The sequence below is a fragment of the Catellatospora aurea genome (genome assembly GCF_042663325.1).
In the GTDB taxonomy this organism is placed as follows: Bacteria; Actinomycetota; Actinomycetes; order Mycobacteriales; family Micromonosporaceae; genus Catellatospora; species Catellatospora aurea.
This window is the reverse complement of the sequence record NZ_JBHTAC010000021.1, coordinates 107,183-123,180: the sequence shown is the minus strand read 5'-3', so window position 1 is coordinate 123,180 and position 15,998 is coordinate 107,183. Positions and strand designations below refer to the sequence as shown.

The 15,998-nt window shown below is 71.8% G+C and carries 16 protein-coding genes; 5 read left to right on the top strand and 11 right to left on the bottom strand.

Going from position 1 to position 15,998, the window contains the following annotated elements; all coding sequences use genetic code 11:
* Positions 1-771 precede the first annotated feature (771 nt).
* Together ACFQO7_RS21240 and ACFQO7_RS21235 are read left to right on the top strand one after the other, a co-directional pair.
* Positions 772-1,704, top strand: a complete 933-nt coding sequence (locus ACFQO7_RS21240; RefSeq protein WP_376807972.1) for an endonuclease/exonuclease/phosphatase family protein — start codon at positions 772-774, stop codon at positions 1,702-1,704.
* A 152-nt stretch (positions 1,705-1,856) separates the two neighbouring features.
* On the top strand, positions 1,857-2,543 hold the full coding sequence (locus tag ACFQO7_RS21235) for a CBM35 domain-containing protein (RefSeq protein ID WP_376807968.1): 687 nt from the start codon (positions 1,857-1,859) through the stop codon (positions 2,541-2,543).
* A gap of 48 nt (positions 2,544-2,591) precedes the next feature.
* Here the strand turns inward: ACFQO7_RS21235 and ACFQO7_RS21230 are convergent, their stop codons facing one another.
* The 4 genes from ACFQO7_RS21230 to ACFQO7_RS21215 all read right to left on the bottom strand — a co-directional run bounded on the left by ACFQO7_RS21230 (position 2,592) and on the right by ACFQO7_RS21215 (position 6,861).
* A complete protein-coding gene (locus ACFQO7_RS21230; RefSeq protein WP_376807967.1) occupies positions 2,592-3,983 on the bottom strand; it encodes a M1 family metallopeptidase in 1,392 nt (463 codons plus the stop codon).
* A 90-nt stretch (positions 3,984-4,073) separates the two neighbouring features.
* Entirely contained in the window at positions 4,074-4,778 is a 705-nt protein-coding gene (locus ACFQO7_RS21225; RefSeq protein WP_376807966.1) for a hypothetical protein, read from the bottom strand.
* Between the two features lie 70 nt (positions 4,779-4,848).
* Positions 4,849-5,823, bottom strand: coding sequence for an MBL fold metallo-hydrolase (locus ACFQO7_RS21220; RefSeq protein ID WP_376807965.1), 975 nt, complete (start codon positions 5,821-5,823; stop codon positions 4,849-4,851).
* A gap of 153 nt (positions 5,824-5,976) precedes the next feature.
* A complete protein-coding gene (locus tag ACFQO7_RS21215) occupies positions 5,977-6,861 on the bottom strand; it encodes a serine hydrolase (RefSeq protein ID WP_376807964.1) in 885 nt (294 codons plus the stop codon).
* 22 nt (positions 6,862-6,883) lie between these two features.
* On the opposite strand from ACFQO7_RS21215, the gene ACFQO7_RS21210 reads away from it, so the two are divergent.
* Positions 6,884-7,849, top strand: coding sequence for a LysR family transcriptional regulator (locus ACFQO7_RS21210; protein WP_376807963.1), 966 nt, complete (start codon positions 6,884-6,886; stop codon positions 7,847-7,849).
* Between the two features lie 7 nt (positions 7,850-7,856).
* Here the strand turns inward: ACFQO7_RS21210 and ACFQO7_RS21205 are convergent, their stop codons facing one another.
* Together ACFQO7_RS21205 and ACFQO7_RS21200 are read right to left on the bottom strand one after the other, a co-directional pair.
* Positions 7,857-8,804 carry a 5,10-methylenetetrahydrofolate reductase gene (locus ACFQO7_RS21205; protein ID WP_376807962.1) on the bottom strand — a complete coding sequence of 316 codons (948 nt, stop codon included), beginning with the start codon at positions 8,802-8,804 and terminating at the stop codon, positions 7,857-7,859.
* A 110-nt stretch (positions 8,805-8,914) separates the two neighbouring features.
* Positions 8,915-9,433 carry a hypothetical protein gene (locus tag ACFQO7_RS21200; RefSeq protein WP_376807961.1) on the bottom strand — a complete coding sequence of 173 codons (519 nt, stop codon included), beginning with the start codon at positions 9,431-9,433 and terminating at the stop codon, positions 8,915-8,917.
* A gap of 200 nt (positions 9,434-9,633) precedes the next feature.
* On the opposite strand from ACFQO7_RS21200, the gene ACFQO7_RS21195 reads away from it, so the two are divergent.
* Positions 9,634-10,959 (top strand): BTAD domain-containing putative transcriptional regulator, encoded by a 1,326-nt coding sequence (locus ACFQO7_RS21195; RefSeq protein ID WP_376807960.1) that lies wholly within the window; start codon positions 9,634-9,636, stop codon positions 10,957-10,959.
* Here ACFQO7_RS21195 and ACFQO7_RS21190 read toward each other — a convergent pair.
* The gene (locus ACFQO7_RS21190; RefSeq protein WP_376807959.1) at positions 10,956-11,897 is read right to left on the bottom strand and encodes an RNA polymerase subunit sigma-70; all 942 of its coding nucleotides are present in this window, start codon (positions 11,895-11,897) and stop codon (positions 10,956-10,958) included. The genes ACFQO7_RS21195 and ACFQO7_RS21190 overlap by 4 nt on opposite strands.
* Positions 11,898-12,003: 106 nt before the next feature.
* Here ACFQO7_RS21190 and ACFQO7_RS21185 point away from each other — a divergent pair, with 106 nt between their 5' ends.
* The gene (locus tag ACFQO7_RS21185) at positions 12,004-12,717 is read left to right on the top strand and encodes a DUF899 family protein (protein WP_376807958.1); all 714 of its coding nucleotides are present in this window, start codon (positions 12,004-12,006) and stop codon (positions 12,715-12,717) included.
* 13 nt (positions 12,718-12,730) lie between these two features.
* Here the strand turns inward: ACFQO7_RS21185 and ACFQO7_RS21180 are convergent, their stop codons facing one another.
* From ACFQO7_RS21180 to ACFQO7_RS21165, 4 genes are read right to left on the bottom strand one after another with little or no spacing between them, the layout of a single operon-like run.
* Positions 12,731-13,159 (bottom strand): hypothetical protein, encoded by a 429-nt coding sequence (locus ACFQO7_RS21180; RefSeq protein WP_376807957.1) that lies wholly within the window; start codon positions 13,157-13,159, stop codon positions 12,731-12,733.
* Positions 13,160-13,199: 40 nt separating this feature from the next.
* Positions 13,200-14,126, bottom strand: coding sequence for a hypothetical protein (locus ACFQO7_RS21175; RefSeq protein WP_376807956.1), 927 nt, complete (start codon positions 14,124-14,126; stop codon positions 13,200-13,202).
* A complete protein-coding gene (locus tag ACFQO7_RS21170; RefSeq protein WP_376807955.1) occupies positions 14,107-14,538 on the bottom strand; it encodes a cupin domain-containing protein in 432 nt (143 codons plus the stop codon). The genes ACFQO7_RS21175 and ACFQO7_RS21170 overlap by 20 nt, the downstream gene beginning before the upstream one ends.
* A 39-nt stretch (positions 14,539-14,577) precedes the next feature.
* On the bottom strand, positions 14,578-15,963 hold the full coding sequence (locus tag ACFQO7_RS21165; protein ID WP_376807954.1) for a peroxidase family protein: 1,386 nt from the start codon (positions 15,961-15,963) through the stop codon (positions 14,578-14,580).
* Positions 15,964-15,998 lie beyond the last annotated feature (35 nt).

Genomic DNA, 15,998 nt, shown 5'->3' with positions numbered 1-15,998 from the left:
TTCTCGGCCGTGATCATGTTGAACTCACGGGCGGCGATCGTGCTGTACGTCGAGTTGCTGAGCCGACCGGCCGCGAGCGCCGTGCCGAAGTAGCGGCCCGACTGCGCGGCTGCCGCGCCCAGCGTGCTCTCCGCCGCTTGCGCCGACGGCATCATCACCGTAACCGTGGCCAATGCCGCGACACTGACCGCGCCGGCTAACAGCGCTCTGACGATGGGCGATCTCGTCCACGGGGTTTCGCCACGATGGACGGAGGGACTTGTGGCCACCTTGGCCTCCTTCTTCTGGCGGGCACCCGAGCCGTGTTGGCGGAACGACCGGACGTCCTATCGAGAGATTTATCAATGCGGATGCTGCCATCGGAGTTTGTTTCAGGCAAGAACTTTCGGAAAACTTCCGGAAATGCCTCGTGCACCGGGCGAGCGATAGGTGCAGGTGAACAGGCATCAGGCACGGTGGTCTTGTTCACCCGGGAGACCGTCACCGGGATCAGTGTGTGCGGAATTTTCGCGACCCGGCGACGCCACCCGTCATAACAGTTTTTGCGCGCGCAGTTGGCGGGCAACCGCACCAGGCAGGTGCGCGCTACCGGTGCCCGCTCACGCTCCGGTAACACGCTGAGTGATCGAATCACCGGCGGAAGTCGGCAATGAGCGAGGACTAACGGTGACGCAGCTGGACACGAAGGAGACCGAAGCCGGGACCTGGCGCGTGAAGGTCCGCGCCGCCCTCGCGCCGGACTCGTGGAAGCGCGGCCCTGTGGTCGCCGCAATGGCCCTGCTGCTGGGTGTGCTCATGCTGTTTCACGAGCTGGTCCCGAACCGGATCGGGAACCTCGGCAGCCTGGTGGAGACCTTCCTGCCGTGGTTCGGCCTGGGCATTCCGGTGCTGCTGGCCGGGGCGCTGTGGCGTCGCTCCCCCGCCGCCGGGGCCGCGCTGCTGCTGCCGGCCGCGGTGTGGCTGAGCCTCTTCGGCGGGCTGCTCGGCGACAAGTCCCAGCCGGGCGGCGACCTCACGGTGGTGCAGCACAACGTCGGCGCCGAGAATCCCGACCCGGCCGGCACCGCCCGCGACCTGGCCACCTCCGGAGCGGACGTGCTGGCCCTGGTGGAGCTGACCGAGCAGGCCCGGGGCACGTACGAGCAAGGGCTGGCGGCGGCGTACCCGCATCACACGGTGCAGGGCACGGTCGGGCTGTGGAGCAGGCTGCCGCTGTCGGACACCCGGCCGATCGACACCAGGATGGACGTCGGGCCACTCGGGGACACCAAACCGGCCGAGGAGAAACTGGCCTACAACCGGGCGCTGCGCGCCACGGTGACCACCGGCAAGGGTCCCCTGGCGGTGTACGTGGCCCACCTGGGATCCGCCCGGGTCAACCCCCGGGGCGGCTTCTCGACCGGTGACCGTGACCGCAACGCCCAGGCGCTCGCCGAGGCCGTCGCCGCCGAGCGCAACGAGCGGGTGGTGCTGCTCGGCGACCTGAACGGCACGGTCGACGACCGCGCGCTGGCCGGCCTCACCTCGCGGCTGCGCTCGGCCCAGGTCGCGGCCGGGGACGGCTTCGGCTTCAGCTGGCCGGCCGCGTTCCCGGTGGTGCGGATCGACCAGATCCTGACCAAGGGCGTACAGCCGAAAAGCTCGTGGGTGCTGCCCGCCACCGGCAGCGACCACCTGCCGGTGGCGGCCCGACTCGGCTGGTGAGCACAACGCGGCGAGCGGCGATCACGCCCGGCCGGACGGATGATAATAACGTCACACTTCGATATCCTTCTCTTTCTTGATGCTTTCTTTCCTATTACGAAAGCGTTCTGAGGAGGAGCGATGCCCCGCACCCGATCCCCCGTCGTCTCCGCGTGCCTCGCGCTCGCCCGGTGCTGACCAAGGTCGGCGCGCAGTACGTGCTGTTCTACTCGCTGGGCAGCTACGGCGGCGACGGCTACCAGACCAGCTACGCCACCTCGGCGTCGCTGGCCGGGCCATACACGAAGGCGTACCGGTCGCTGCTCACCACCGACAGCGTCAACGGCACGGTCCGCGGGCCGGGCGGCGCGGACGTGGTCCGCGACCCCGCCGGGGACCACCTGGTGTTCCACGGCTGGATCAACAACTACAGCGCCCGGGGCATGTACGTGGCGGCGCTCGCCTGGTCCGGCGGCTTCCCCGTGGTCCGGGGCAGCCGGGTGCGCACCGAGGCCGAACGCGGCACCCTGAACCGCTGCGCGATCCGCAACACCACCACCGCGTCGCAAGGCCAGGCCGTCGCGTACATCGACTACGCCGACAGCTGGGTGCAGCTGAGCGTCTTCGCACCCCGAGCAGGGGCTTACACGGTGTACGTCGCCTACGCGGCGGGCTTCGGCGACGCCCAGCACACGCTGACCGTCAACGGCGGCTCCCCCACCACCGTCAACTACCCGAACACCGGCTGGGAGACCTGGCGGCAGGTCCCGGTCGACGTCACCCTGGCAGCCGGCACGAATACGGTGCGGCTGACGTTCCTGTCGCGCTGGGCCGAACTGGACTACATCGAAGTGGCGTAGCCACGGTCGAGGCCCGGCACCCGAAACAGGTCGCCGGGCCTCATGCCGTCAGGACGGGCGGCCGGTGGTGTACAGCCACTGGTCGAAGAAGCCGTCCAGCTGCCGGCCCGCGGCCTGCTCGGCCAGGGCGATGAAGTCGGCGGTGCTGGCGTTGCCGTCCTTGTGCTGCTCGGTCCAGGTGTGCAGGATGCCGAAGAACTTCTCGTCGCCGACGAGGCGGCGCAGCGCGTGCAGGGTCATGCCGCCGCGCTCGTAGACGCTGTCGGAGAAGATCTCCTCGCGGCCCGGGTCGCCGGGCGGGACCTTCCACAGGTCCGACTTCTTGTCGGCGTAGCGTTTGTCGTACTGCTGCTGCACGGTCGGGCCGCCGTCGTGCTCCAGCCACATCCACTCGGCGTAGGTGGCGAAGCCCTCGTTGAGCCAGATGTCGCGCCAGGTGTCCACCGAGACGCTGTCCCCGAACCACTGGTGCGCCAGCTCGTGCGCGAGGATGCCGGTGTCGGGGCCCTCGGCCCAGGTCTCGGCGGTGTACACCGGGCGGGTCTGGCTCTCCATCTCGTCCTCGACGCGGCGTTCGGCGACCACGATCCCGCCGTAGGCGTCGAACGGGTACGGCCCGGCGATCGTCTCCAGGAAGTCGGCGACCTCCGGGGTCCGGGCCAGGTTGCGGTCGGCCTCCCCCACCGGGACCTTCTCCGCGATCGCGGTGATCACGGGCTTGCCCTTGTGCTCGCCCTGCGCCAGCCGGAACTTGCCGACCGCCATCAGCGCCAGGTAGGACGCCATCGGCGAGGTGACCTCCCAGCGCCAGGTGCTCCAGCCCGCGTTCTCGGTGCGCCCGCGCAGCAGCCCGTTGCTGATCCCGCTGTAGCCGGGCGGCACGGTCAGCTCGATGTCGTACAGCGCCTTGTCGCGCGGGTGGTCGTTGACCGGGAACCAGGCCGCCGCCGACTGCGGCTCGCCGACGGCCACCGCGCCGCGCCGGCTGGTGAAGAAGCCGTTGTTCTCGGCGTCGCCGTCCGGGGTGTCGGCGGGGCGGCCGCCGTAGACGACCTCGGTGGTGAAGACAGCCCCGGAGGCGACCGGCGCGGCCGGGGTGATCACCAGTTCGTCGCCCTCGCGCGCGGACTTGGCGGCCCGCCCGTCGACGGTGACCTTGCCGACCGTCAGCCCGTACAGGTCCAGGTGGAACCGGTCGAGGGCCTGGGTCGACTTGGCGCGCACCGTTGTGGTCCCGTCCAGCCGCCCGGTGGCCGGATCGAACTTGACCTTCAGCTGGTATCGCTCGACGTCGTAGCCGCTGTTGCCGTAGGTCGGGAAGTAGGGGTCCCCGACGCCGGCGAGGCCGACCTGCCCGGTCAGGCTGGGCGGGAGGAGGCTGCAGCCGGCCAGCAGCGAGCAGGTGGCGGCCATCATCCCCATGATTCGGGCTTTTCGCATGGAATCACGTTAAGTGAGGCTAGGGTTCGGCGTGCCCGGTCGGTGAAGCTGAGAAGAACCTGCGAACGCTTCCCGGTCGAACGCGGCGCATTACCTGCCAGGCCCTGAGGGCCGGGCTGAACTCCGGTAATGCTTCTCGCTGAGATCGGCGAGCACCGCGACCCGGTCGTCGTGCAGGTTCGTCCACGGAAACGCGGCGTCCGGCTCCCGGCTACTACTGCGGGTGAGGTGCACGACGGCGTACCGGCCGCCGTCCTCGACGCGGAACAGGATGTCGTCGCACCGGGTGCAGCGTGCGAGCAGGGTGAGGTCCTTGCCTTCCAGGACATGCCCGGCGGCCCGCTCGTGCTCGAACTGTGCCAGCAGGGCGTGCCGCCGGTCGGGGTCGGCGGCGAGATCCGACCAATGCGCGGGCAGGACGAGCCGGCCCTCCTCCACGATCACCGCACCGTCCGCCAGCAGACGCAGCTCGCGCAAACCCGCGGGGTAGCGGTCGTCGTGGTACTCGACGACGTGGCTGTCCAGCAGTTCGAGGGCCAGCGCCGCGGCCAGGACCAGCCCGTCGGCGTAGAACTCGTGCTCGTCGTCGGGCGACGCGAACCCGGAGTCCGGCGGGTACTCATGGTCGAGGGTCTGATCGAAGCGATCCTTCCAGGCCGCCAGCTCGTCGACCAGCGCTTCGCCGATCGGCAGGGACGCGGGGTCGCACACCTGCGAGATCCCGTCGGCGTCGGTGACCGAGAGCGGGTGGCCGCAGCAGTAGTCGGCGCTCATGACGATCCATTGCCTGGTCATCGGCCGATGATCGCACCATCGGGCCGCCGGCCTCGACCGGGTTTGCCGACCCGGTCGAGGCCGTGCCTGATCAGAAGGTGTACGGGGTGGCGTACTGCGGGCGCAGGATCGTCGTGCGCGGGGCGACCTGGCGGATCGCCGCCTCGAACGCGGCCAGCCGCTGGGCGTCGGCGGGCGCGACGACCGGCGGGTTCTGCAGCGGCGTCTCGAAGTTGTCCCAGTGCACCGGCACCACGACCGCGGGGCGGTCCAGCGCCTCGATCAGGCGGGGCACGTACTCGTGGGTGGCGGTGCTGGACGGCAGGGCCAGCATCGCCACGTCCGGGTTCAGGCCGCGCAGGTTGCGCTCGACGAAGTCGCTGGCGCCCATGAAGAACACCGAGGGCCCGCCGGTGACGGTGAGCTGGTACGACAGCGTGTCGCCCTCGGGCAGGTCGGCGATGGTGGCCGGGGCCGGGCTCGGCGGGCTGGTGCGCACCCCGGGGAACGCCATCGAGTACGACCCGTTGCGGCTGTGCAGCGCGGGCACGACCTCGACGGAGTAGTCGCCGAACGCCAGCACCTCGCCGCCCTTCACCGGGCTGAGCTGCGACGCGGGCACGCCTGCCGCGAGCCCGAGGTGGTACGCGGTGAGCGTGCCGAAGACCCGTGCGCCGGTGGTCGTCGCCACGTGGGGCACGTCGTTGAAGTGGTCCCAGTGGGTGTGCGTGACGAACACGGTCTCCGGCTTGCCCACGTGCGCGGCCACGGTCGCGGCGTCGACGGTGAGCGCGGTGGCGGGGTCGAACGCGCCGGTGAACAGGCCGGTCGGGAAGCGGGTGACGTACGGGTCGATCAGGACGGTGCGAGCGCCGATGTCGATGCGCCAGCCGGAGGTGCCCAGCCAGCGGAAGGTCGCCGTCTGTCGTTTCACGGTGCTCGATCGGGGGCTGGGTGCGGCGGCGGCCGGCGCGGCGGCGACCGGGATGGCGGCCATCGAGGTGAGCGCGGTGCCCGCGGCGGCCGTCGCGAGGAAGCGGCGGCGGCCGACCTGGTGCTCTGACATGGTGTTTCCCCTCGTGCGGTGGATCAAGGTGACCAGCGCAGCGAAACACCCGGCCGACGGCACCGTCCAAGATCGGAGAGCGGCACCTGCCATATCGGTTCGGATATCACCCCAGTTCAGGCGTCAGCCGACAATCGCGGCAAGTGTCCTATGTCACTGTCCGCGCAGCTCGTCGACGGCCAGTTTCGCGGCCCGCCCGAGCACCAGGTCGAGGTCCAGGCGCGGCATGGACAGCCGCTCGGTCCTGGCGAACACCGCCACCGCGTAGCGGCCGCCGTCCGGGTACTCCACGACACCGGCCTCCATGTGCAGGCCGGGCAGCGTGCCGGTCTTGCCGGCGACGCGGACGCCGGGCGGGAAGGCGGCGGCGAGCCGGGTCCAGAACAGCTGCCGGAACATCAGCGCGCGTACGGTCGCGCAGGCCTGCGCCGGGCCGGCCTCGTCCCGCCAGATCAGCGCGAGCAGCCGGGTGATCTCCTCCGGGGTGCTGGAGTTGGTGTGCGCGGGGTCGTACACCCGCAGCGCCCGGATCTGCTCCTCGGGCAGGGCGGGGAAGATCCGGGCGAACTCGTCGTCGTCGCGAGCGCCGACGTCGGCGATCATTGTCTCCAGGATCTCCCGCGGCCCGCCGATCAGCCGGGTGCGGACCAGGCCCAGCTCCTGGGCGAGCAGTGGCAGCAGGTCCGGGCCGCCGATGCGGCTCAGCAGCATGTCGGCGGCGGTGTTGTCGCTGACGGACATGGTGAAGTAGGCCAGGTCGCGCAGCGACACCTCGACGTCGTCGGCGCAGCCCGCCGTCCCCCAGCCGCCGAGCCGGTCACGCGAGCGGACGAGCACCCGCTCGGCCGGGTCGAGCGAGCCGGCGACGACCTGCCGGGCGAACTCCAGTACCAGCAGGATCTTGAAGATGGACCCGATGACGACCTGGTCATCCGCGCCGACGGCGACCTCCCGGCCGGTGTCGAGGTCGCGCGCGTGCAGCCACCCCCGCATGTCCGCGTCGGCGAACGCCTCCGCGATCCGGTTAGTGATCAACATCGGCTCAGCCTATGGTCGGACAGTGGATCTCTCCAAACACCTGCGCTACTTCCTGACCGTCGCGGAGGAACTGCACTTCAGCCGGGCGGCGGCGATCCTCGGCATCGCGCAGCCCCCGCTCAGCCAGGCCATGCGGCGGCTGGAGGACGAGCTCGGCGTGACCCTGTTCGACCGGCTGCCCCGCGAGACGGCCCTGACCGCCGCGGGCCATGCGCTGCGCGACGAAGCACGCGAGTTCCTGGCCGCCGAGCAGCGGCTGCGCACACTGATGAGCACCATCCGCGACGGCGCGCTCGGCACCCTGCGCGCCGGCGTGCCGCCCGAGACCCCGGCTGCCGCCCTGGGCGAGCTGCTGCGGCGGCTGACCGAGCAGGCCCCCGGGCTCGACGTCGATCTGCAGGAGCTGACCACGGCCGAGCAGCTGGAACTGCTCGCCGCCGCCCGGCTCGACGTGGGCCTGGTGCATCAGCCGGTCGACGACGTGGACCTGTGCGCGGGTCCGGGCGTCCGCACGCGACTGGGCGTGGTGCTGCCCCGCACCTCCCCGCTGGCCAGGTCGACCGAGCTGACCCTGGCCGACCTGGCCGGGCACGGCCTGGTCGTGTTCCCCCGCGCCACCGCACCCGACTGGTATGACCACCTGCTGGCGGTGTGCCGCGAGCAGGGTTTCATCCCGGGCCGGATCCGGCATGCCCGCAACCCCGAATTCCTGTGCGGGCTGGTGCTCGCCGGTCAGGGCGTGGCGCTGGAGCGGGAGTCCGCGATCCGCCGCGAGCCGCGGGTCACCTGGCGGCCACTGACCGGCGACCCCCTCTGGCAGCAGGTCGCGGCCGTGTGGCCGCGCCGGTCGCCGCACCCGGCGGCGTCGCGCTTCGCCGCGGTCGCCGGTGAGGTCCTCACCCGCTCCGCGGGCCTGCCCGCGCCGGAACGCGCGGAGGGAGCGCCGCCGCCGTGGTCGGTGGTCTTCCACACCGCCCCGGGCGTATGACCCGTGCTCAGGAGGCCAGCAGCTCGCGGACCTCGCGGGCGAGTTCGACCGAGGCCTCGATCTCGACCTTGCGGATGGACACGCTCTCGACGTTGAATCCGAACGGCACGCCCAGCCGCCGGCAGAACGCCGAAAGCTCCCGCGCCGTGGCGATGCACTGCTGGTAGGACTCCGTCAGCGGGTCCTCGGAGTAGCGCAGCGCGTTCTCCAGCCAGCGGGGCACGTCCACGCCGAGCCAGTGCAGGAACGACAGCGTCTTCAGCGAGCCGCACACCGACAGCGTGAAGATCACCGGACGGGGCGCGACGCCCTTGGCCGCGCAGGTGTAGAAGTAGTCCGACAGCATGCTCTTGGTCGCGTCGACGTCGTACACCACCTGCGTGATGAAGAACGACGCGCCGCGGTCCTGCTTGGTCAGCATGCGCAGGTGCTCGTCGCCGCTGCGGGTGTAGCGCTCGGTGATGGCGACCGCGCCCAGCGGCAGATCGGCGCGCACCCGGTCGCGCAGGGCGTACGCCTGGGTCAGGCCGGTGCGCACGCCCTTGTCCCGCGACGACGCGCCGACGAAGACGCTCAGCACCCGGTCGGTGTCCACCTCGCCGAGCCAGTCCGCCAGCTCGGGCTCGGTGTACTTGCCGACGCACCGGTAGATGACCGCGGGCCGCTCCCAGCCGCCGAGGTGATCGCGGTGGAACGACACGGGGTCCATCGTCGGCAGGTAAGGGAACGGGCGCTCCTGCGGGTTGCGGTCGCTCTCGTCGTCGATGTCGTAGAGGATCAGCCCGTCGAGGTCCACCGTGGCCAGCCGGGCCAGGGTCACCTCGGCGATCTGGGCGGCCTGCTCGGCCGAGACACTGCTGCGCGGCGGGGTGATGCCGAGCAGCAGCACTCCCGCCTCGGCCCGCTCCAGCATCGCGCGCAGGGACCGGCGGCCAGGTACGGTGTCGTCAGCCATGCGCTCACGGTATCGAACCCGCTCGCACCGTACGGGCCCGTGACACGGCGATCAGCGCCACATTCCGGCGGTGCGCGGCCGGGCAGGCGAGCCCACCCGGCCGCGACCCTTCAGTCCAGGTGCGTGCAGACGTTGTCCGTGGTGCCGTGCACCATCGTGACGGTCTTGTAGTACGTGGGCGTGAACGCGATGGTGTAGACGCCGTCGATCACCCAGATGCCGCGCGGCAGATTGCCGCCGTCCACCCGGAACCCGAAGATCGCCGGCCCGACCGCGTACCAGGTCATCGAGCCGTCGGTGCCGTAGTCGATCATCGCGGTGCCGCTGGCGTCGAACTCCTTCGACGCGCCGGTCTCCAGATTGGTGAACTTGACGATCAGGTCACCGGCATAGAGTTCGCGCTTCGGTTTGCCGTCGGGGTACGTGTCCAGCACGAGCTTGCGCACCTCGTCCAGAACCGGCTCGCTGCGCACGGCGAAGTCGCAGCGGGCCCCGGCGGGCTGCTCGTAGCCGGCCTGCGGAGCCGGCACCCAGCCGCCGTGCACGCCCGCCTCCGCCGCCTGAACCGGTGCGGCCCCGGTCACCAGCGTGCCGACCACCGCCACGATCGCGATGACTGCTCTGCGCATGAGCGCTCCTCTCGTTGTTCGTCACGTGCCGGGACAGCCTGGCCGGACGGCCTCACCAGCGACTGACCATCAGGAAGGGACAAAAACCTGCAAATCGTGGCCTGCGCGCGCGAACCCCGAGGGCTCGGGCAAGCGACCTCACCACCACCTCGACACGCGCCAAGGTCAACCGCACGGCGCCGGCAACGCGTCCTACGGGTATGGAGTTCCGCCTGCTCGGCCCGTTCGAGACCGGCCACGACGGTCACCCGGTCGAGGTCGCCAGCCGCCGCCAGGAGCGCTGCCTGCTGGCGCTGCTGCTGCTCGACCTCGGGCACCTGGTCACCATCGACCGGCTCATCAGCCTGCTGTGGAACGGCGACGCGCCCGCGTCGGCCCGCGGCGCCGTGTACACGTACGTGGGCCGCCTGCGCGCGGCACTGAGCCCCCACGGCGTGCGCATCACCACGCGCGCCGACGGTTACCTCGTCGAGGCCGACGAGCACCGCGTCGACGTCACCGACTTCCACCGCACCGTGCAGCGGGCGCTGGACCTGGCCGACCCCGCGGCCCGGGCCGGACTGCTCGACGAGGCGCTGCGGCTCTGGCGCGGACCGCTGCTGGCCGACGTCGCCGACGACGCGCTGCGCGACCGGCTCGACGGGCAGCTCACCGAGGCCAGGCTGGTGGCCGTCGAGGCACGCGCCCAAGCGCACCTCGACCTCGGCAGGCACCCGCGGGTGACCAGGGACCTGACCGAACTCGCCACCCAGCACCCGCTGCGCGAGCGGCTCGTCGGCCTGCTGATGACCGCCCACTACCGCGCCGCCCGCCAGGCCGACGCCCTGCTGCTGTACGAGGCCACCCGCAAGGCCCTGGCTGCCGAACTGGGTGTCGACCCCGGCCCCGACCTGCAGGAACTGCACCGGCGCATCCTCCGCAACGATCCCGTCCTCGACCAGCCCCGCCGCCCGGTGTACGAGGTGCGGGTCCGCGACGAGACGCTGCCCTGGATCGTCGGCGGCCACCCCGCGCTCGACTTCTGCAACACCTTCGCCGGCTGGGGCCTGCCGACGCCCCTGCCCGGCGCCGAGTGGCTGCGCAGCTACCGCACCTTCGCCGTCTGGTGCGGCTACCTCGGCCTCGCCGACGACCCGACGGTCAGCCGCCTGCTCACCCTGGCCGACCGCGACCCTGCCGCAGCCGAACAGACCCTGGCCGAGGCGTGGGCGCTGCGCTCGCACATCTACGCGTGCCTGAGCGGGCAGGCCGACAACACCGCGTTCGACGCGGTCGCCAGAGCCGCCGAGGCGGCCGCCAAGACGCTGGAGTACGTCCGCGACGAGACCGGCGGCGGCCGCTGGCGACCCAGTCTGGAAGCCGGACTGCGGCTGCCGCTGCACGCCGCCGCCTGGAGCGCCGCCGAGCTGCTCGCCGACCCCCGCCGGCTGACCGTGCGTTCCTGCGCACAGTCGCACTGCCGGTGGCTGTTCCTGGACGAGGCCGGCATGCGCCGCTGGTGCAGCCTGGTGACCTGCGCCGGCTAGGGCTCCAGCGTCGCGGTCATGCCGAAGGCGGCGACATGGTGCGCGCCGACGAAGGCGTTGCTCTCCACGATCCTCCCCCGCTCGACCCGCAGCACGTCGACGACCAAAGCCTCGTAGCGCGGGCTGCCAGGTTCGCGCAGGTAGCAGACTAGCGCGGGACGGCCGTTGGCGGAGCTGGGAAAGGTACGCCAGTCGAGGGGTCGGCTGAGGAAGCGCACGACCGCGTCGATCCCGACGACCGGCGGCTCGGGCGGCATGGTGATGCGCACGTCGTCGGCGAGCAGGGCGCGCAGCGACGGCGGGTCGGCCGCGTCGGCGTACCGGCGCAGGATCTCCTCGTCCTCACGGGTCAGCGGCGGGCGCCGCCAGTCGCACGGGTCGGCCGGGGCGTGGTGGCGCACGGTGTGGCGGGCCCGCTGAAGGAGGCTGTTGACCGTGGACACCGGGGTGCCGAGCGCGGTCGCGATCTCCTGCGGAGTCCAGCCGTGGACGTCGCGCAGCACGAAGGCGGCCCGCTGGCGTCCCGGCAGGTACATGAGCGCCGCGATCAGGGCCAGCTCGACGGTCTCCCGGGCGGCCACGCCGGTCTGCGGGTCGTCGGCGAGCAGGGCGTCGGGATAGGGGCCGATCTCGGTGGACCACTCCAGCAGGTCACCCGCCGGCGCGGTCCGGCGGGCTGCGGCTTTGCGGCTGTCGAGAAAGGCGTTGGTCGCGATCCGGTACAGCCAGGTCCGCACGGAGGCGCGTCCCTCGAACCGGTCGCGGGCTCGCCAGGCGCGCAGGAACGTCTCCTGCACCAGGTCGTCGGCGTCGGGGACGTTGCCGACCAGGTGATAGCAGTGCAGGTGCAGGTCGCGGCCGAAAGCAGCCTGCAGCCGTGCAGCCCGCTCGTCAGCCGCGTCGGACATGCGGTTCTCCCGGAGCTCGTTCGTCGTCACGACGGTACTGACGATCGGCGGACCGATCCTTCATCGGTGACCGATGACGGAAGCCGCCCGCGCTCGTCTGAACCGTGACCGATCCGATTCACGAGAGGACCACACCATGTCGGCGAACCCCATGCTCCGCGCCGAGAGCCCACCCGTCGTCGACCGGCGGACCTGGCTGCGGGCCCGCGAGGAACTGCTGGCCCGGGAGAAGGCCCATACGCGCGAAGGCGACGCCATCGCCGCCGCCCGCCGCAGGCTGCCGATGACCCTGCTGCCGCCGGTCTCCGTGCAGGGCCCCGGCGGCCCGACCCCGCTGCTGGACGTGTTCGAGGGACGCCGGATGCTCATCGCGTACTTCCACATGTGGCACGACGGCGAGCCGTTCGAGCAGCAGTGCGAAGGCTGCACCTTCTCCACCTGCCACGTGCAGCCGCTGGACTACCTGCACGCCCGGGACGTCACCTACGCCGTGTTCTGCCAGGGGCCGTACGCCGACAGCACCGCGTTCGCGCAGTTCATGGGGTACCCGTTCCCCTGGTATTCGGCACGCGACAGTGATCCGGCCCTGGCCGACGGGCGCGACTTCGGGTTCATCGCCTGCTACCTGCGTGACGGCGACCAGGTCCACGAGACCTACTGGACCACCGGCCGGGGCGTGGAGGCGCTGATGACGAGCTACCACGCCCTGGACCTGACGGTGTACGGCCGGCAGGAGGGTTGGGAGGACTCCCCTGACGGCTGGCCGCGCGTCAGCGGACACCCGTGGCGGCTCGACGGCCGCCCGACCGCGCAGTGGAGCCGCGCCGGCGTACATCCGGCAACGGCCTGAACGGTCGGCCCGCTCAGTCACCGACGCGCACGACGATGGGCTGCGCGTCGGTGACGGCGCGCCGCACGATCGCCTCCAACCTGCGCATCTCCAGCTCCAGCCCGTAGGCGAGCGGCCCCGTCCGCACGGTCAGCATGCGGGCGGCCTCGGACATCGGCAGGTTCAGCGCCGCACGCAGCTCCTTCACAAGGCGAACCCGGTCGGCGTCCGGGACGGAAACCTGCAGTCCGAACCAGCCGCCCTGCGCGCGCAGCAGAGCGTGGTCCTTCCCGTCGACGCTCGGGCCGAGCAGGATCTCCACGGCGTACGCACAGGCGGCGCACCGCTCCGAGGCATCCCAGCGGATCCGCACCCCGTCCAGCCAGCCGACCACGTCGTACGTCGCCACACCCGCGCATTGCGGGCACGTGAACGTCGAGGTCGCGCTCTGCTCGTACGCCATCGTCGCCGCCCTCCGTGAGGGCGACAGCATACGGTCGCCGTCACGGCCGGGGCGCTGTGATCCGTCCCAGGAGGCGGGGCAGCGGTCCGGCGGGCGGCGTCCAGACGTCGCGGTCCTCGTAGGACCAGGCGTAGGTGGGGTTGCCGTCGCGGACGAGGTCGCACAGTCCGGGCAGGCCGAGTTCGCACGCCGACCACTCGTACAGCAGCTGCAGGCGCGGCTGGATCACGCCGTAGTCGAGCATCCGGCCGAGGCGGTGCTCGTGGGCGAGGTAGGCGTGCAGTTCCGCGGCCGGCGGGTAGCGGTCGGGCAGGACCCGGCCCAGCGACAGGAACACCCCGGCCATGCCCAGTCGCGGGTCACCGAGCAACCGGCCCAGCACCGCGAGCCGGCCCAGGGCCAGCTTCGGCGCGGCGACCAGCGCGTGGGTGTACAGGACCCGGAGCAGGGCGACGTTGAGGAAGAAGCGTTCGGGCATCGACTCGCGTTCGGCGAGCTCCCGGTTGTCCAGATAGCCGGCGACGATGCTGGCGTTGTGGGCCCGGTACCAGTTGCGCGCCGTCGGGTGGTGGATGAAGGCGGACCACAGCACGACCGCCGGTGAGGACGGCTCGCCCGGCATACCGCCGGAATGGGCCATGGCTTCGCAGCCGTCGCGCAGCAGCCGGTCGTTGACCGCTCGCCACCAGCGGCTGCCCGGCGGCTGCGCGGTGAGGGAGTTGAGCACCCCGCGACGGGCCTGCCAGCGCATGAACGACATCGCGGCCCGCCGGAACGGCAGGTGCTGCGGGGCCCGGCCCTCCGGACCGTGGTAGGTGCGGGCCAGCAGCGCGGTCCGGCGCAGCGGGTCGTCGCGTACCCCCGCGACCTGGGCGGCAGCCCAGTCGGCGGCGGGATTCGGCGGCCGCTCGACGCCGCTGCCCGGCCGGGTGGCGCGTGCTCGCGGCTCACGTCGGCCGAGGCGCACGCCTGTCCTTGCGCTGGGCGAGCTCCTGGTCGTCCACCAGGACGAGCATCGGCTTGCCCGGTTCGCACAGCATGGTGACGAGAAAGCGCACGCGTGCGTCGTCGCGGTTGTTGCCGTCCTGGTAGTGGATGACATCGCCGCCGGGCTCCCAGAACACCTCGCCCGCGCGGACGACCCGCTCGGGCTCGCCCTCCAGTTCGAACAGCATCTCGCCTTCCAGCACGTAGCCGAAGGCCGGTCCCGAGTGCCGGTGCGGCGGCGTGCCGGGGTCGCCGGGCGGGTACTCGATGACCACGGTCATCGCGTGGGCTCCGGCCGGGATGAACGGCGGCTGCGCCTCCTGCAGCATGGTGAGCGCCGTCTGCCACGCGGTCGACCTCGGCTGCCCGTCGGCCGGGTTGCTGCCTGCCATGAGAGATTCCTCCGTGGTGAGATGGGTGGCTGATCCTGGTCACGCCTGGCCGGCGAGGCCGAGGGTGAGCAGGTCGGCCATGCCGAAGCCCGCACCGGCGGACGGCAGGACCGGTTGCCAGTCCGGTTCCAGGCTCAGGTAGCTCAGGGCGTCGGCGCGTTGCAGGCCGATGAGGACCTCGGCGACGATGCGGCCGCCGACCGGGCCGAGCCGGTCGCCGCCGCCGCGGTGTTCGGCCTCCTTGAGGATGTAGAACCACAGCGGGGTGCCCTGCGGCCAGCTCTGTTCCAGCTCGTCCGCGGTCAGCGGATCCGCCCCGAGCAGTCCGGCGACGGCTTCGCCGCTGGGCAGCGCGGTCGTGTCGCCGCGCAGCAGGTCCCGGACGGCCAGCGAGCGGTACGCCTCCGTGTCGACCGCCCCGGTGACCTGCTCGGGCAGGCCGATGAGGCTGGCGGCGAGCCGCCCGTCGAGGCGTTTGGCCCGCTGCGCGGGCGGGTGGCCGGGCAGGTCGAAGACCTGGGCGAGGTCGAGTCTGCGGTCGGCGGACACCGGGCCGAAGCCGACCAGGTCCGGGAAGAGCGGCACCGCGGGGCCGCCGTCGACGAGCCGGTAGGTGTGCCGGATCTGGCCGTGGCCGTAGCGGAACGCGGCGTCGGCGAACTCCAGCGGGATGTACGCCTGCCCGACCGGCGGCGCGAACCACCGGCCGCCCTCGGCGAGCACCTGCTCGACCAGCTCGGCCCCGGCCAGTCGCGGCAGGAAGTCGTGGACCGTGATCCACTGGTAGTGCCAGGTGAGGGTGATCCGGGCCTTGTCGAACACGTCGGCCTCGGGCACGCCTTTCTCGCGGAGCACGTCGACGATGCGGTTGTGCGCGCGCAGCAGCGCCATGTGCAGCGACAGGGCGAACAGGTGCGAGTCGTTGCGGGGGTCGCCGATCAGCGCCACGCCCTGCTGGTTGCGCGGCACGTCGCCGCCGTCGGGACCGAGCAGGAACTTCGCCGGATCGTGCACGTCGAACAGGAACGGCGAGCCGATCGGGCCGTCGGAGTAGACCATCTCCAGGTTGAGTTTCGGGGCGCGGGCGTTGCGCAGCGCCTCCGGGTCGACGCCACCCATGATCGGCGAGCGGTCGGCGGTGATGTCGTGGGCGATGAGCTGGCCGAAGAACGGCCAGCCGGCGGCCTCGGTCGCGTCGTCGCGCCCGGGATTGAGCCGGTCCAGGACCGCCGTGGCGTCGCAGACCCCGCCGTCGACGCCCGCGCGCACCAGCAGCTGCGGGTCGGTGCCCAGCGGGGCGAGGTCGGGGAACATGCGCCCGTAGCGGGCCGCGCCGGTGGGCCGGTCCACGGCGCGCGCCATGCTCAGGCAGTGGTCCCGCGCGGCGATCTGGCTGCCGTGCGCGTGTGCTGGAGCGCCGCTCACCTGCCGAGCGTATGCCTCGCCGTGGTCCGGTCCGG

Bases quoted from the DNA above. Each gene is read 5' to 3' on its own strand.
- ACFQO7_RS21240 (WP_376807972.1), top strand. From the start codon at position 772: ATGGCCCTGCTGCTGGGTGTGCTCATGCTGTTTCACGAGCTGGTCCCG.
- ACFQO7_RS21230 (WP_376807967.1), bottom strand. From the start codon at position 3,983: ATGCGAAAAGCCCGAATCATGGGGATGATGGCCGCCACCTGCTCGCTG.
- ACFQO7_RS21225 (WP_376807966.1), bottom strand. From the start codon at position 4,778: ATGACCAGGCAATGGATCGTCATGAGCGCCGACTACTGCTGCGGCCAC.
- ACFQO7_RS21220 (WP_376807965.1), bottom strand. From the start codon at position 5,823: ATGTCAGAGCACCAGGTCGGCCGCCGCCGCTTCCTCGCGACGGCCGCC.
- ACFQO7_RS21215 (WP_376807964.1), bottom strand. From the start codon at position 6,861: ATGTTGATCACTAACCGGATCGCGGAGGCGTTCGCCGACGCGGACATG.
- ACFQO7_RS21205 (WP_376807962.1), bottom strand. From the start codon at position 8,804: ATGGCTGACGACACCGTACCTGGCCGCCGGTCCCTGCGCGCGATGCTG.
- ACFQO7_RS21200 (WP_376807961.1), bottom strand. From the start codon at position 9,433: ATGCGCAGAGCAGTCATCGCGATCGTGGCGGTGGTCGGCACGCTGGTG.
- ACFQO7_RS21195 (WP_376807960.1), top strand. From the start codon at position 9,634: ATGGAGTTCCGCCTGCTCGGCCCGTTCGAGACCGGCCACGACGGTCAC.
- ACFQO7_RS21185 (WP_376807958.1), top strand. From the start codon at position 12,004: ATGTCGGCGAACCCCATGCTCCGCGCCGAGAGCCCACCCGTCGTCGAC.
- ACFQO7_RS21180 (WP_376807957.1), bottom strand. From the start codon at position 13,159: ATGGCGTACGAGCAGAGCGCGACCTCGACGTTCACGTGCCCGCAATGC.
- ACFQO7_RS21170 (WP_376807955.1), bottom strand. From the start codon at position 14,538: ATGGCAGGCAGCAACCCGGCCGACGGGCAGCCGAGGTCGACCGCGTGG.